9 protein-coding genes and 3 pseudogenes are annotated in these 13,208 nt (G+C 55.3%); 7 read left to right on the top strand and 5 right to left on the bottom strand.

All coding sequences use genetic code 11. The features are described from left to right. The first annotated feature begins 1,170 nt into the window (after positions 1–1,170). From OKW41_RS13165 to OKW41_RS13140, 6 genes and pseudogenes are all read left to right on the top strand, one after another. The gene (locus OKW41_RS13165; protein ID WP_429572765.1) at positions 1,171–3,927 is read left to right on the top strand and encodes a Mu transposase C-terminal domain-containing protein; all 2,757 of its coding nucleotides are present in this window, start codon (positions 1,171–1,173) and stop codon (positions 3,925–3,927) included. Positions 3,928–3,948: 21 nt separating this feature from the next. Then, positions 3,949–5,055 carry a hypothetical protein gene (locus OKW41_RS13160; protein ID WP_429572764.1) on the top strand — a complete coding sequence of 369 codons (1,107 nt, stop codon included), beginning with the start codon at positions 3,949–3,951 and terminating at the stop codon, positions 5,053–5,055. Next, positions 5,000–5,488: pseudogene (locus tag OKW41_RS13155) on the top strand (TniQ family protein); the annotation flags it as partial. The gene OKW41_RS13160 and the pseudogene OKW41_RS13155, both read left to right, overlap by 56 nt. Positions 5,489–5,674: 186 nt before the next feature. Continuing rightward, a complete protein-coding gene (locus OKW41_RS13150) occupies positions 5,675–6,361 on the top strand; it encodes a hypothetical protein (RefSeq protein ID WP_429573443.1) in 687 nt (228 codons plus the stop codon). Next, positions 6,343–6,798: pseudogene (locus tag OKW41_RS13145) on the top strand (TniQ family protein); the annotation flags it as partial. The gene OKW41_RS13150 and the pseudogene OKW41_RS13145, both read left to right, overlap by 19 nt. A gap of 195 nt (positions 6,799–6,993) precedes the next feature. Continuing rightward, positions 6,994–7,674 carry a hypothetical protein gene (locus tag OKW41_RS13140; protein ID WP_429573442.1) on the top strand — a complete coding sequence of 227 codons (681 nt, stop codon included), beginning with the start codon at positions 6,994–6,996 and terminating at the stop codon, positions 7,672–7,674. Positions 7,675–8,099: 425 nt separating this feature from the next. Here the strand turns inward: OKW41_RS13140 and OKW41_RS13135 are convergent. The 5 genes and pseudogenes from OKW41_RS13135 to OKW41_RS13115 form a co-directional block, all read right to left on the bottom strand. Continuing rightward, positions 8,100–8,234: pseudogene (locus OKW41_RS13135) on the bottom strand (MFS transporter); the annotation flags it as partial. 66 nt (positions 8,235–8,300) lie between these two features. Further along, complete coding sequence (locus OKW41_RS13130; protein ID WP_429443812.1) at positions 8,301–9,137, bottom strand: siderophore-interacting protein; 837 nt, start codon at positions 9,135–9,137, stop codon at positions 8,301–8,303. 64 nt (positions 9,138–9,201) lie between these two features. Continuing rightward, the gene (locus OKW41_RS13125; protein ID WP_429572763.1) at positions 9,202–10,041 is read right to left on the bottom strand and encodes a PadR family transcriptional regulator; all 840 of its coding nucleotides are present in this window, start codon (positions 10,039–10,041) and stop codon (positions 9,202–9,204) included. A 235-nt stretch (positions 10,042–10,276) separates the two neighbouring features. Beyond that, on the bottom strand, positions 10,277–10,483 hold the full coding sequence (locus tag OKW41_RS13120) for a hypothetical protein (RefSeq protein ID WP_429443810.1): 207 nt from the start codon (positions 10,481–10,483) through the stop codon (positions 10,277–10,279). A gap of 746 nt (positions 10,484–11,229) precedes the next feature. After that, positions 11,230–12,147: a LysR family transcriptional regulator gene (locus OKW41_RS13115; protein WP_429572762.1), complete on the bottom strand. Its 918-nt coding sequence runs from the start codon at positions 12,145–12,147 to the stop codon at positions 11,230–11,232. Positions 12,148–12,353: 206 nt separating this feature from the next. Here OKW41_RS13115 and OKW41_RS13110 point away from each other — a divergent pair, with 206 nt between their 5' ends. Beyond that, positions 12,354–13,202: a transporter substrate-binding domain-containing protein gene (locus OKW41_RS13110; RefSeq protein WP_429443808.1), complete on the top strand. Its 849-nt coding sequence runs from the start codon at positions 12,354–12,356 to the stop codon at positions 13,200–13,202. Positions 13,203–13,208: the final 6 nt, after the last annotated feature.

Raw genomic sequence — 13,208 nt, 5'->3', positions numbered from 1 at the left:
GGGTGGGCAAGGACAACCAACCGTAGAACAGCAGGCGATAGTTGACGCCGTTCCGTCGGGCGGCCGAGCCCAAGCGGCCCGGCCCAGGTAGCTGTGCCTAGCGAGAAAGCGATCTGGCGGCTGAACCTCGACCGCGCATATGTCAGCAGGCAAGCTTAAGATAAAGGCTTATGCGGGCGCGGGCAAAACTTCGACTCTTCTCCTCGTTGCCGATCGTCTTTCCCACCTGCGCGGCACCTATCGCGTTCAACCGCGAAATCGCCGAACACGATAGCCTGGATGTCAAAAAGGCGGCGAAAGCGTGTAGGAAAGCTGGGTAACTTTTTACATAAAAGGAATTGCCATCGGTTTTTCTGTAGGAGTGCTTGGCATAGGTGCGCATGTTTTCTAAACCGGGGTCCCATCCGAACCATACGAGTCAACACGTAGGGAGACGCCGCCGGAGTTGCCCGGGGCGTAGCGGTGATAACCCGCGCTTATCACGGCCATATCTCCCACTCACGCGCACACGAAATCATCTGACCCCATTATATTTTAAACTGCATCGTTCTGAGTTTGGTAGCTTTTCGGCGCCGAAAAATCCGTCTCACGGCTCATGACGGTTTTCGACGTCGAAAAATCCGTATCTCGGTTGACGAGGTTTTCGGCGCCGAAAACCATGATTCATGGTTCATAAGAGCTTTCGACGTCGAAAAATCCTCATCTTTCCTTGGACGATGGGATAGGCAATATAACAGAAGAGATTAAATATTTATTTGAAAAGAAAATTAAATATTTAATCTTTTTAAAATATTTTCAATGTTTCGTATTACGAATTAATTTATTTGAAAAATTGATTTTTATAATCTAATGTCACAACACGGCGGTCAACGAATTTTGGCATCCTGGATGCAATGCGTTTTTGGCGGTCGATCCTGGCGAGCGGTGATTGTTCTTCGTGGGCCGGAGCGCGCGATCTGCATTCCAAGGAAGGAGGCTTCTAAAGGAAGAATACGCACTTGGCGATGAACTATATCGAGGTTGTTAATTTGCTAGCTGGATTCTACCGCCACCGACTGATGCTCGACTTTCCCTTTGTGGAGAAAAAGTCGCGTTGACCTTAGCCGTATTTGGAGACAATTGTGCCGGTGAGACTTCGAAACCCGCCGCGAGTCGACGATGAGGTGCATCTTGAAGCGAATTAATTCCGACGTGCTTGAAGCGCTGCTTCAACGCTTGCTCGTAACGAAGCGGGGGATCGAGCTTGTAAGCGAGATTCGGGATGGCGAACCTCTAGAGCCAAAACCACGGGTCCGCGCTGGGCGGCTACGGGGAGTACACGTCAGTACCTTAATGGGTTTTGCTGTCAGGCTTAATGATGCCGGGCTACAGTCAGCGCTGCTACATGAGCTGGACGATCCGCACGAGCAATGTCTCGAATTCTATAGTTGGCCAACGGATATTGGTGGAGTGCGTTACGGCGTGAGCTTTGGAAGTCGCACGCAAGTCGACGTCATCAGACCGTTTTTGCTCACGATCAGTGAAGAGTGGGTCGGATTCGTTGATATCCTCCCGACATCGATGCTGAAAAAGAGTGCGATGAGTGGAAGCGCGCTATACGAGGAAGTCGATGAGGGGCATTGGACATGTCCCGCAGTGGCAGAGCGTTTGGCATCATACGGCCTGCGGTACCAGATACTGACAGAGAAGCACTTTGGCCACTGGTATCTGATAAACATGGCGTTGCTCAGCCCTTATCATCAGCTTCAATACAAGGTTCGAGATCCCGCAGCATGCGAGGCTGTGGTGGCGATGGTGAAGGCAAAAGGATATATGTTTCGCCGGGATCTGATTGACCAGCAACTGATTGGTGCGGATGATCTAAACCATCTGATCGTCACACGCCGGGTGTTCTTTCCGCTGAGGACGCAGGATCTGACGGATATGCGCTCTTCGATGGTTTTCAGGGATGCCATCGCGCACGAAGCCTTCAGGGCGACCAAGGCGGCCAGCGATGGATTTCTGTCGCTGGACACGACGGAAAGAGAACAGGCGGGGAACATAGTAGCTGTCCCCGAGCCAGACTTTATTCGATTTGTGTCGCCTGAAGCGTATGACTATGCTCAGCATAAGCTGGCCACGCTCTCTGAGAAAATCTCCTTCTGGTGGCCCGGCAGTGGTCCCAAAAGGGAGGGCGTGCTTATCCCCCCTGCGACAAAAGCACTCTGGAAGTCGCGGGCAGAGCTAGGGGAACTGCTTTACAACAGTGCGACCTACGGGCTCATCCCACGTTGGCATGAACGTGGTAGCAGAGCGATGAGGTTTCCCGAGAGCGAAAAACTCTGGGAGCGAGTTTATGTAAAACATCGCCTTCAGAAACGATGGACTATCCGTGCGACGCATGGAATGTTTTGTGAGCTTGCCAAGCGGCAACGTTTGCCGGCCTTTTCGGAGAGGACCGCAAAGAAGCGCGATAAGGAATATGACCGGAGCATCTTCGTCAAATTCCGCGATGGTAGTGCGGCTCGCTACGCCATTGCGGGTTTTGCTCCACCCGGGACGGCGAACCGCCTCTATCAGGCAACGGTACCGCTCTTCCTTGCGCATATCGACCACACGCCGCTAGCAATCAAGATCGAGAATTCAGCTAATGGTCGGCGCATCAAAAGCCAAGTGTGGCTCACGGTGATGATCGACGTCGCGACGGGCAGAAAGCTCGCGTGGACGATTTCGTTTAGTGCACCAAACGCCGCGGCGGTCGCAACGGTTCTGTTTGAGTGTATCAACAGGCACGGCTGCCTGCCGCGATTCATCGTCCTCGACAATGCTCCAGAATTCGATTCCATCGTGATGCATCGTATTCTGCAGGAGGCAGAGTCCCACCTGTTATGGCGCCCTCCATATCAGCCTCGCTACGGTAGTCCGGTCGAGGCGGCAAACAGCAAGATCACTGTACAAGTATTGCAACTGCTGGCGGGGAACACCGTGGCGGTGAAGAGTCTGTACGAATATTCGCGGACTTTTATAGCACGCAATCGGAAACTCATGACGCTCACGCAATTGTGCGCACACCTCAAAGGTGTCTTTGATGAGGTTGAACCGCGAGTTGGATCTGCTCGAACAGGAGATGAGTCCGTAGAGGAATACGACTCACGCAGAGAGCTGGAAGTCGGTCTCTCATATCGGAAGCCAATCAATCTCACGCTCTCGTTGCGGCGTATCTGCATGCCGTCGGCGTCAAATGAAGGAATAAGGCGGGTGCGCGACGAAGGTTATGTTGCGGTGAATAACTTGGCGTATTTCTCGGAAGATCTGAAACGCTTCCGGGGCCAATATGTGCGTGTTTTTCCAGATGTGATCCATCCGGGTCTGGTTTACGTCTACGTGAACAATGATGTTGGATGGTTAGACGCGAAGAGTATCTATTCGGATTTCTATGCTCTCTATTCGAGGCGGGAGATTCTTGGTGTCATCGCTGAGCTCAAGCATGGAAGGCTGCGTGGCGTTCGGGACCCAGTCTTCATAGCAACGGTGCTCGCAGAGAAGCTCCTCGAACTGGAGCGGGACCCTGAACGCAAGGATCACCTTGCTCAGCAGATGGACCGGTTGCTGAACAGGGCACCATCGCTTCTCAAGACTGAGACCGATTCGCAGAGCTACTTCAATGTACCGCCTAATGTCGGAGCTGATGCAGTGCTTAGCGAAATTTCTGACAAGACTTCAAGGAAGTGTACCGAACTGGCAGACAATTCTCGATCGGTCTCGGGCGCGGAGCCCGCTTCGAACGAACAAGCTGCGACAAATAGCGATGGACGTTCTCTCGACTCGAACATCGAATCCATCGAGCCTATCGTGGCTCGCTCTGACACTGATCTATCGGACATTTCGAGAAAAAATGAGGATTTCGAAATCACCCGTCAAACCTTCTCGACGGTCTTTCTAACGTGAACCGCAACCAGGAGGTATCACATGGCAAAACCAGACTACGCAGCGATGGCGCAACAGTTAGACCTGACGCCGCAGGATGTCATTGGTGCAATCGATGACCTTAACGAGTGGGTGTGTCTGCACGACAAATTCGGCGTGCTGCTGCAGACTATCATGAACGCTGTTTCGGGACGATCCCGGGATCTTCTGATTGTCGTCATTGGTCCTGCGCGCGTCGGAAAAACGACTCTATTTGAGTCAATTGCAGGGATGATCGATGAGTTGGCACGGCAAGCAGGAAATAAAAGAGGATGTTTCAGATTCACAGTGCCTCCGCCCGACTCGCGAGGACGGTTCGACTGGACTACCGCAATCACGGAAGCTTACGTGTTAAGCGATGAGATCCTGCCATTCAATAAGATCGCATATGGTGATATTACAGAGGGCGCGCCCAGGTACAATCCGGCCGTTTCGTCGACCGTCGCTATTGAAAAAGCACTTTGGCAGAGTTTTGTAAAAAACATTCGACTAGAGAAACTTTTCACGATCGTTGACGAGGGGAACACGATTCCCGTCACACTTTCTGAGCTGCAGGTTGCGCGGGCGATACATGCTCTTAAGTACATCGTTGCGCAAACCAAGCAGCCACTCATGATTGGAGGAACCTCCGCTATCAAACATATTGTCGAGCACGACACGCAGTTAAAAGTGCGTACAAAAGTGCTGATGTACGATCCTTACGATGACAATGAGAAAGACGAGAATAGCTTCTATACCTTCATAGTACAAATGGAAGAGCGACTCGGTCCGAGGTTCTGTGAACCTGGTAGTCTGTCGTCGCATTCGACGGAGATTCGTCGAGGCGTTAATGGCCGGTGTGGCTTAGCGGTTCGAGTCGCAACCGATGCGCTAAGCCAGCACGGCAGTGAGCACCGGCTGAGCTGGAAACTCTATAAGAAGTATCTTGATCAACTCGTAGAAACTGCAGAAGCCGACCTTGCGGAAGAGCGTCGCGTGACAAAAAGACCGATCATTGCAGCTTCGGAGGCGCCTACCACGAAGAAAACACCACAGCCGAAAAAAGGAGGACGAAATGGTCGAGTCGGAGCAACAAAGAATACAAATGCTTCCAACCATCCTTTCGCATAGGTCTGATCTGATTGAGCCGATTGGAATCTGCACCGGTCTTGTTGAGGCATCTTCGAGCCTCTGGAAGCGGGCGGCTGAACGCTTGTCCGTCAGGATCGGCGATTTGGCGAGGTGGGCATTCGATAAACAAAAACTAGATATCGACTACGATTGCAAAGTTACCGGCCAGATCGCAATTGACAGGAAATTTGCCGGGATCGACGGCTTGGGAGATATCTCTCGGGCTTATCTTGCGCCGCTTGGTAGCCTTACTAGATCGAACTTTTTGGAGGCCTGTACACTACTTCCATTTGATGGTTTTTTGTGTGGTCGGGGCCTGCTCCGTCGATATCGAGCTTGGTGTTCTGTGTGTCTCGATTCAATGCGTTCGAATACAGGAGTGTACGAGCTATTGCTATGGCGACTCCGAGATGTCACCGCTTGCCCGATACACAGAATCGAACTGGCGGAGTCTTGCCATCTGTGCATGGCGCCACAACAAGACGTTATGGGGCGCTTTGCGAGGGTGGGCTGCTGTAATTATTGCGGTGGGTGGTTGGGGGCGAGGGACATCCCTTATGGATTTCGGTATGCCGTTAGCTCGGAGGTTGGAGCTTCTAGTACTCTAATGAGCTTATTGGTGTGGACTGCAAAGTTCGACGGTAACGCGCATGATGGGCGCTATACGTTGCAAAAGTTGTTGCAAGTAAATGGAGTGAGTGATCTTTTGAGGGCGAAGCTTCATGTCTCGCTCAAAACAATTTCGCATTACAGGCGAAGATCTAAAGCGCCTAGTCTGAGAATGTTGTTAGCGATAGCGTCAGGCTTCAATCAACCGTTGCACGATGTGCTCGTTGGATATCTGCATTGGAACAGCGAGTACACGTCGGCTAACGGCGACCCAAAAATTAGTGATCGAACCGACTGGACAGCGATTGAACGCGAGTTCGAGATGCTTGTGGATAGTTGTATGTTTAACAGTCTGGAGAAAGCCTGCGAGAAGTTGAAAATATCGCCACGATTGGTAAGAAAGCATTTGCCTGATTTGGTCGCACGGATCGATTCTCGGGCAAGAGAGTTAAAATCAAATTGGGCTGCAGAGAGACGTCAGGAAAGGTTAACAGTAGTCCGCATAGCGTTTCGGACGCTTGTCGAAGCGGGGGAATACCCGTCATTTTACAAATTGCAAAAAATAACTGGTGTTGATGCCAGACTGATTTCTGGCACCTTTAAAGAGCTGATTGATGAAGAGTGGCTTCGAGCTGAAGCCACAACCGATTTGAAGAGGAACTTCCACCATCAATCACGATGCTCAAACAACACGTGATTTTCTATGAGGTTCGAATGGACATCGAGTTAGCAACTGAGCGGGGCGGGCGTGGAGAGCAACTCAGTAGCCTCGCGCTTAGGTGCGCGGAGCGCTTGTCTGTTCCATTTCGCGACTTTTATCGTGAAATGGTCGCACCGCATTTGTACGAAGGACGTACGATGCCTGATGCGCGAGGAATACCCGTGAATGGAGCAGTTGACGGAATGCTTCAAGCCGCAAACATTTGGGTGAACGCGATGAATTCGCTAATGGATCGGTCAGATTTGCGGCGAGCGACGCTTTTATCGTGGCGTCAAACTCTTGCACCACGAACCTTAGTCAGGACACACCGTGCATGGTGCCCCGTCTGCCTATACGATTTTGCAAGCCACGGAAAGACGGTCTATGAACCACTCGTGTGGCGTGTAGCAAGTGTGGTTGTTTGCCCGCATCATCGTGTACGTCTCGAAATTGAATGTCCGTACTGTGGCCGGGGCCGGCAGCCATCATTCGGCGCTTTTACGAGAGTTGGATGCTGTCGCGGATGCGGGAAGTGGCTCGGAAGATTAACCTCGGCCGAGCGTGCGCCGATCGACGAACAGGAAGCGTTTTTTTCACGCGCTGTCGAAGATGCATTATCATTGTCCAACGTGGAAGACGACATCGAACTCATACCTTCGGATGTTGCGGTGCGTGCGTTGCGGGATGTGTTCTTTTGTGGGTCGTCGGCGCAGATGGGGCGAGCATTGGGAATTTTACCTTCGCAGGTTGTTCACTTTGCAGTTGGTACGTTTCCGGCGCCATTACATCTGTTCGTTCGCGCAAGCCGTGCGACGGGCGCAACGATGGCACAGATTTTCGTCACTAACAAGTTTGAAGTGGACGGAAGAATAGCAAGTACACCACAGTTTGACATTCAACGATCGGTCCCTCGTCGACTACAGTTGCACGCTGACCTCTTGATTCAGCTCAACGACGCGCTTGCAGCAGGCGGAATGCAGTCTGTTGGTGCGGTAGCAGCTAGCCTGAACATATCGGCGACGACGGTATGGAGACGCGAGCGAGAATTGGCATCGCGTCTCGCGCGGATGCATGCCGAATTCGTGAGCAAGCAGACGCAAGCTCAGAAGGAAACATACCAGGTCAAGATTGCGACATATATCAGGGAATGTGCGGCCCGGGGTGTCATACCAGGTAGAAGGCGGATTGATATAGAGTGCGGAGGTGTAGGACAATTCTCGAGTGAGTGGAAGCGCTCGGTAATCAAGGAAGCGATCAGACAAGTCGCTGTAGCGCCTCAACGCATTGATGAACAAAATCGGTCCTGTTAAAAATGACGCTGTTGCGCCGACGACGCAAAAACTGTTAGTTCGCGGCATTCGCGGGCGAGTGATCAAAAAAATTAAGCGAAGAAATTGCCTAGCTTGAACTAGCACTCGCGTTTCGCGGAACATATTTATCGGTCGTTACGCCCCACCGTAATAATAACGTGCCGACATCGACCTCTAACGATGTCGACGCCTCTCTCTTGACAAGTACCCACTCTGGCGGCGACTGCTGTCTTACTCGGACTCGCGTAGATTGCGACGGTGCTCCTAGGGAGGCCGTCAAATCCCATAGGGTTTGCAAGAAGCTAAATGGAATTTTTTTGTAATGCTTTGCGCACCGCGATGGTGCAATGCTGGCCTTGGCGCGCGCACAGTTTGAAAAAGGGAAGCAATTAACTTCAAAGTTAAAGTTTTATGGTTCCCGGGCCAGGCGCGATCTGGAACGCGCTCATGATCTGCGGGCCGAGCGGCATCATCACCATGAAGTCCGTGATGATCGTGAACTGCGTGAGCGCGAGCAGCCACAACAAACGACGCTCGTGCCGTGCAGTGATTGAGTACATCGGTTGATTTCCTTTAGTTGTTGTTCGAAGTACGCCGCTAATGCCGCGCGCCACGCGAGCAGAAGCTCAGTCGTCGATCGTTTCGTGGACCGCGACCGCGCCCTGTTTCCAGTAGCTGGCCGCGCGAATCCGCGTTTTGTCGACGCCGCGCTCGCCGGATAGATGCTGACGCACCGCGCGGATCGTCGCCGCTTCGCCTGCGGCCCACACGTAGCCTTCACCGTTCTCCGGCAGCCAGGTCTCGCGCACCGCGTGCAACAGCGCTTTGCCGCGCGTGCCGTTTTGCGTGTTGGCCTCGTTGCGATAGCACCAGACGAGATGCACCTCGGCCTGCGTCGTGAACTCGATGCGCGCCGACGGATCGGCGACCTCGATCACCGCGGCGACGCGCGTGGCGGCAGGCAACTCTTCGAGACGGCGCGCGATCGCGGGGAGCGCGGTGTCGTCGCCGATCAGCAGATGCCAGTCGAAGCCGGTCGGAATCACCAGCGAACCGCGCGGGCCGCCGACGCCCAGATACTGGCCCACCTGCGCCTGCGCGGCCCACGTCGCCGCGGGACCCGCGTCGTGCATCGCGAACTCGATGTCGAGCTCGCGGGCGTCGCGATCGAAACGGCGCGGCGTGAAATCGCGCGCGGTCGGCCGCTTGCCTTCCGGGAACACCGGGCCGTCGGGGCCGGCTTGCGGCAGCGTAGGTTTGTCGGCGCCGGGGTCGGGGAAGAAGACCTTGATGTGGTCGTCGAACGAGGCTGAGATGAAGTCGTCCAGATCGGCGCCGGTGAAGGTCACGCGAATCAGGTGCGGCGTCAGCGCGCGCACCTGCTTGACCTGCAGCAGACGAAACTTCAACGGATGCCGTACGCGATGCACGGCGAGATCAGGGCGAGTGGGTTGCTCTTGCATGTGGGCGATGCTCCGGTTCGGTTCGGGAGGACGCGCGGGTCGCCTCGTGGACGGGCGCGTGTTGTCAGGCGGTCGGCTCGCTGTCGTTGCCGGGCTTTGCGATGTCGCCACGGTTGCCGCCTTCGATTTCTTTGGCCGCGCGCATCAGGATCGCTGCGATGCGGCGCTGTTCGTCCGCCGGCGCGTTGTCGCGGCGCAGCAGCGCGTTCTTCAGCGTGCGGCGCGCTTCATTCAGCTCGGGCACCCAGCCGCCTTCGCTGACGTCGGCCGGCTCCTCGCCGGCAAATGCGCGGCGGACCGAATCCATCTTGCGTGCGATATGCGAGAGTCGCGCGAGCATCAGATCGACGCGCTCGCGGTTCGCGGCCAGATATTCGCGGCCCGCATCCGCCAGCTCATAGCGCTTGCGGTTGCCTTCGAGCTGCACGGTGACGTAGCCGAGTTCTTCGAGATAGGTCAGCGCTGGATAGACCATGCCGGGGCTCGGGCAGTAGAAACCGTTCGAGCGCGTTTCGAGCGCCTTGATCAACTCGTAGCCGTGACTCGGCTGCGCTTCGATCAGCGATAGCAGCAGCAGTTGCAGATCGTCGGAGCTGAATTTGCGGCCACGCGGGAAACCATCGCCGTCGCCGCCGGGGCCGCCGCCGAAACCACCGTATCCGCCCGGACCACCGAAACCACCGCCGAAGCGCGAGCCACGGCCGCCGAAGCGCCACTCGTGATGGCGGCCAAAGGCGTGACGCAAAACGTGCAGCAGGTAGTGGTGACGGGCGCCGGAGGAAGCACATGCTTCGGAGGCGCCTAGGTCGGCGAGTTCGCTCGCCTGTGGCGGCGGAAGGCCGAAACCGGCATGAAAACGGTCGCGCGCGCCGCGCGGAGCGGAAAAATGATGAGGATGACGCATCTGGGACGCTCCTATGAGTGTCGTAAGATGCATCTTAAGATATATATCTTAAGATTGTCTGTCAAACTCTTTTTGCGATCTTATCGGCGCACAACAAAGTCTGCGGCATACGAAAACCCCGCTTTCAGAGACAACAAAGTCTGCAGCAGGTCCAAAAGGCGCATTGCATTGCAGCATTTTCTGCCGGGGTTAGCAGGGTTTGAACGCCTGAAAGTAGGGCGGAAGCAATGGCTATTTATCGGTCGCTTAAATAGGGATGGATTGAAGTGATCCCGTGCCTCGGATCAAGCAGACGTCTTCGACTCATGACTTTCGGACTCTTGCTCATGCGGAGATTGCCGCCCTTGCCGAAGACGCGCAACGTCCACTGGTCGGCCTCGTCGACATTGATCCGCGGCCGCGCCAGATCCTCATTCCACACCAGATCCGCCACGGAATGCATGCTGGCTCTCGGAGATGGTATGGCTGACCACATGAGGGTGCGCATTCGTCCCGCCGGAGGCGGCGCTCCACGAATGTTTCGATGCGCTTTCATGCCGGTGGCCTTCTTACGGCGGGAAGGAGGTGCGGGCCAGGCTCGTGACTAGCCCATCGCCGGAATCGGGCGACATTCGCGGGCAGTTTCGAGTGGCGCAATGTCGGCCATTGCTGACATTGGGCCGGGCTGAGTTCTGCGTCAGCAATGCGGCGGATTGCTGACGGTGGCGGCATCGAGCAGCTAGACGGCAGCTTCCTGCATCAGCGAACTCACACTCCCGACCATCGACGGGCAGCTAAGGGAGCGGTCCGGTCCTCCAAGTCGGCGTCTCCGGGACAGGAGTTCGGGCGCGGAGCGGTCATTCACAGAACTACCGCTAAGAGCGCCGCAAATGACCGCTTGCGAAAAGCTTTAATGCCCGTAGCCGACCGGCTGGGGGAGCGCGCAATGAGCATTCACGCGGCTTTCATATAAGCCGGCACCCGATTGCCGAAACGATGCATATGACATATACCGAGCCGCTGCTTTCACGAGTCTCTCTCAAAGTGGAGGTGAAGTCGGCTATGCGCCTTCAAAATGTGCCGTCGATACCTTCTTTAACTGTTACAAGCGGCGTTCCTCAAACGCGCTTGGGAATAGGTAATAGGTAGGTGTAACTCACGCTCGTCGAGGTCCTCGCTCCTTCACGCGATCTCGGAATCATCTCTCAGTTATATGATCGGATCGAAAACTGGCGGCGAGAAATTAGGAGCGCTTTTAATATGGTCTACGAATCGGTCGACGATTGGAGTCTCGCAGCTGTTCCAGATCAGACTCGTTTCGATCGAAACCGGCATGTCGTCTACCTGCCGGTACGCCACGCCGGGGCGGGCAAAACGCGCAAAGACGTGGGGCACCCATGCAATGCCCATCCCCGCTGCCACGAGGCTCACGATAGTCTGCATCTCGATGGCCTCCTGCGCGATACGAGGGGTGATTCCCTTCTGGTGGTAGTACGACAGCAGTGCATCGAAGAGCGACGGCATGATTTGGCGGGGAAAGATGACAACCGGGTCCGACGCGATGTCTGCGAACGACACCGGGTCGCGGTTCGCAAGCCGGTGATTGACCGGAAGCGCAACGAGAAACGGCTCGACCAGCAAAGTTAGCGCTGAAAGTCCGACCGGCGCAGCGCCTAGAGCGTGCAGGATAAAACCGGCATCCACCTGGTCTGCGCTAAGCGCCTCAATCTGCACATCGAGCGTTGCCTCGCGAAGCTCAAGCAGAACGTCCGGGTTCGCGTGCCGGAAACCACTGACCCAGCCGGGCATCCTTCCATAGGACACCGTCGAGGCGAAGGCAAGGCGTAGACGGCCGGTCTGTCCTTCCGCAGCCGCCTTGACGATCCTCGGCAGTTCGTCTGAGGCGCGAATCAGGTGCCGTGCATAGGCAAGCAGTGCTTCGCCGCCCGGCGTCAACGTCACCCTTTTCCTGGTGCGATCGAACAACGCCACCTCAAGAGATGCCTCGAGGCTGTGCATTGCCTGCGTAAGTGGCGGTTGCGTCATGTGGAGCCGCTCGGCTGCACGTCGAAAATGCAACTCCTCCGCAACGGCGATGAACTGGCGTAACTGGCGTATGTCGGTCATTGATATATCCCACGTATCAAATATGTGTGTGCAATATATTGGACCCACCAATTTTGATTCTCAATACTTTTCTCGACGGGCGGGATTCCAGTGCGCACTGATGTGCTGCCTCCCCGTGCCGTCTTTGCTGCAAGTGATTTCAATTCGCTGTCCGTTCGTGCCCTAAGCCGTTGCCACGACTTTTGCCAACCTTTCAGGATCTGAAGATGACCAAGCTTTCAAAGGCCATAGTTGCCCGACGCCGAGCCCTCGCCGCCATGTTGCTTCCCCTGGTTGCATGGGCAACCATCGGCACTGCGCACGCAGCGTCCCTCGAGGAAATCAAAAAGCGCGGCTACATTGTCGTGGCCACCGAAGACGACTACCGGCCCTTTGAATTCGTCAAGGACGGCAAGCCTACGGGCTTTGACAATGAAATGGTCGACGCGCTGCAGAAGTACGCGCCCTTCGAGATCCGTCATGAAATTTTGCCCTTCACCGGCATCCTCGCTGGCGTGGCGACGGGTAAATATGACATCGCGATCACAGGGGCAACGATGACTAAGGACCGGATGCAATCGCTCGACTTTGCAAGTCCGATTGCGGACGCCACCGACTACTACGTCAAGCGGAAGAACGACGACTCGATCAAGTCGCTCAAGGACCTGAGCGGCAAAACCGTCGGCGTTCAGGCCGGCAGCGCCCAACTCGCTCACCTGTCCCAACTGCAGGAACAGATCGAGAAGAGCGGCGGGAAGATGGGCAAGATCGTGCAGTACACCTCGTATCCCGAGGCATACCAGGACCTGGCACTGGGCCGCACTGACTACGTCGTGAACACGATCATCAACCTCACCACGCTCGTCAATCAGAAGCCCGGCGTCTTCGCGCTCGGACAACCTGTAGCCGCTCCGTCGATGGCAGCTTGGTCCGTGCAAAAGGGCAATGCGGACCTGCTCGCGTACGTTAATCAGTTCATCGCCAGGGAAAAGGCAAACGGCACGGTGGCGACCCTGCAGAAGAAATGGTTCGGCCAGTCATTCAACCTGCCGGTGACCTTCACCCCTGAGTACTGAGCGCGA

Origin of the sequence: Paraburkholderia sp. UCT70 (assembly GCF_050434085.1) — a bacterium.
Classification (GTDB): Bacteria; Pseudomonadota; Gammaproteobacteria; order Burkholderiales; family Burkholderiaceae; genus Paraburkholderia; species Paraburkholderia tuberum.
Note: the sequence above shows the minus strand (reverse complement) of the source record. Positions and strands in the feature narration are given on the sequence as shown.

What these genes read in the sequence shown, in the direction of transcription:
- OKW41_RS13160 (WP_429572764.1), top strand. Translation starts at nt 3,949, where the DNA reads ATGGCAAAACCAGACTACGCAGCGATGGCGCAACAGTTAGACCTGACG.
- OKW41_RS13130 (WP_429443812.1), bottom strand. Translation starts at nt 9,137, where the DNA reads ATGCAAGAGCAACCCACTCGCCCTGATCTCGCCGTGCATCGCGTACGG.
- OKW41_RS13125 (WP_429572763.1), bottom strand. Translation starts at nt 10,041, where the DNA reads ATGCGTCATCCTCATCATTTTTCCGCTCCGCGCGGCGCGCGCGACCGT.
- OKW41_RS13120 (WP_429443810.1), bottom strand. Translation starts at nt 10,483, where the DNA reads ATGCATTCCGTGGCGGATCTGGTGTGGAATGAGGATCTGGCGCGGCCG.
- OKW41_RS13115 (WP_429572762.1), bottom strand. Translation starts at nt 12,147, where the DNA reads ATGACCGACATACGCCAGTTACGCCAGTTCATCGCCGTTGCGGAGGAG.
- OKW41_RS13110 (WP_429443808.1), top strand. Translation starts at nt 12,354, where the DNA reads ATGACCAAGCTTTCAAAGGCCATAGTTGCCCGACGCCGAGCCCTCGCC.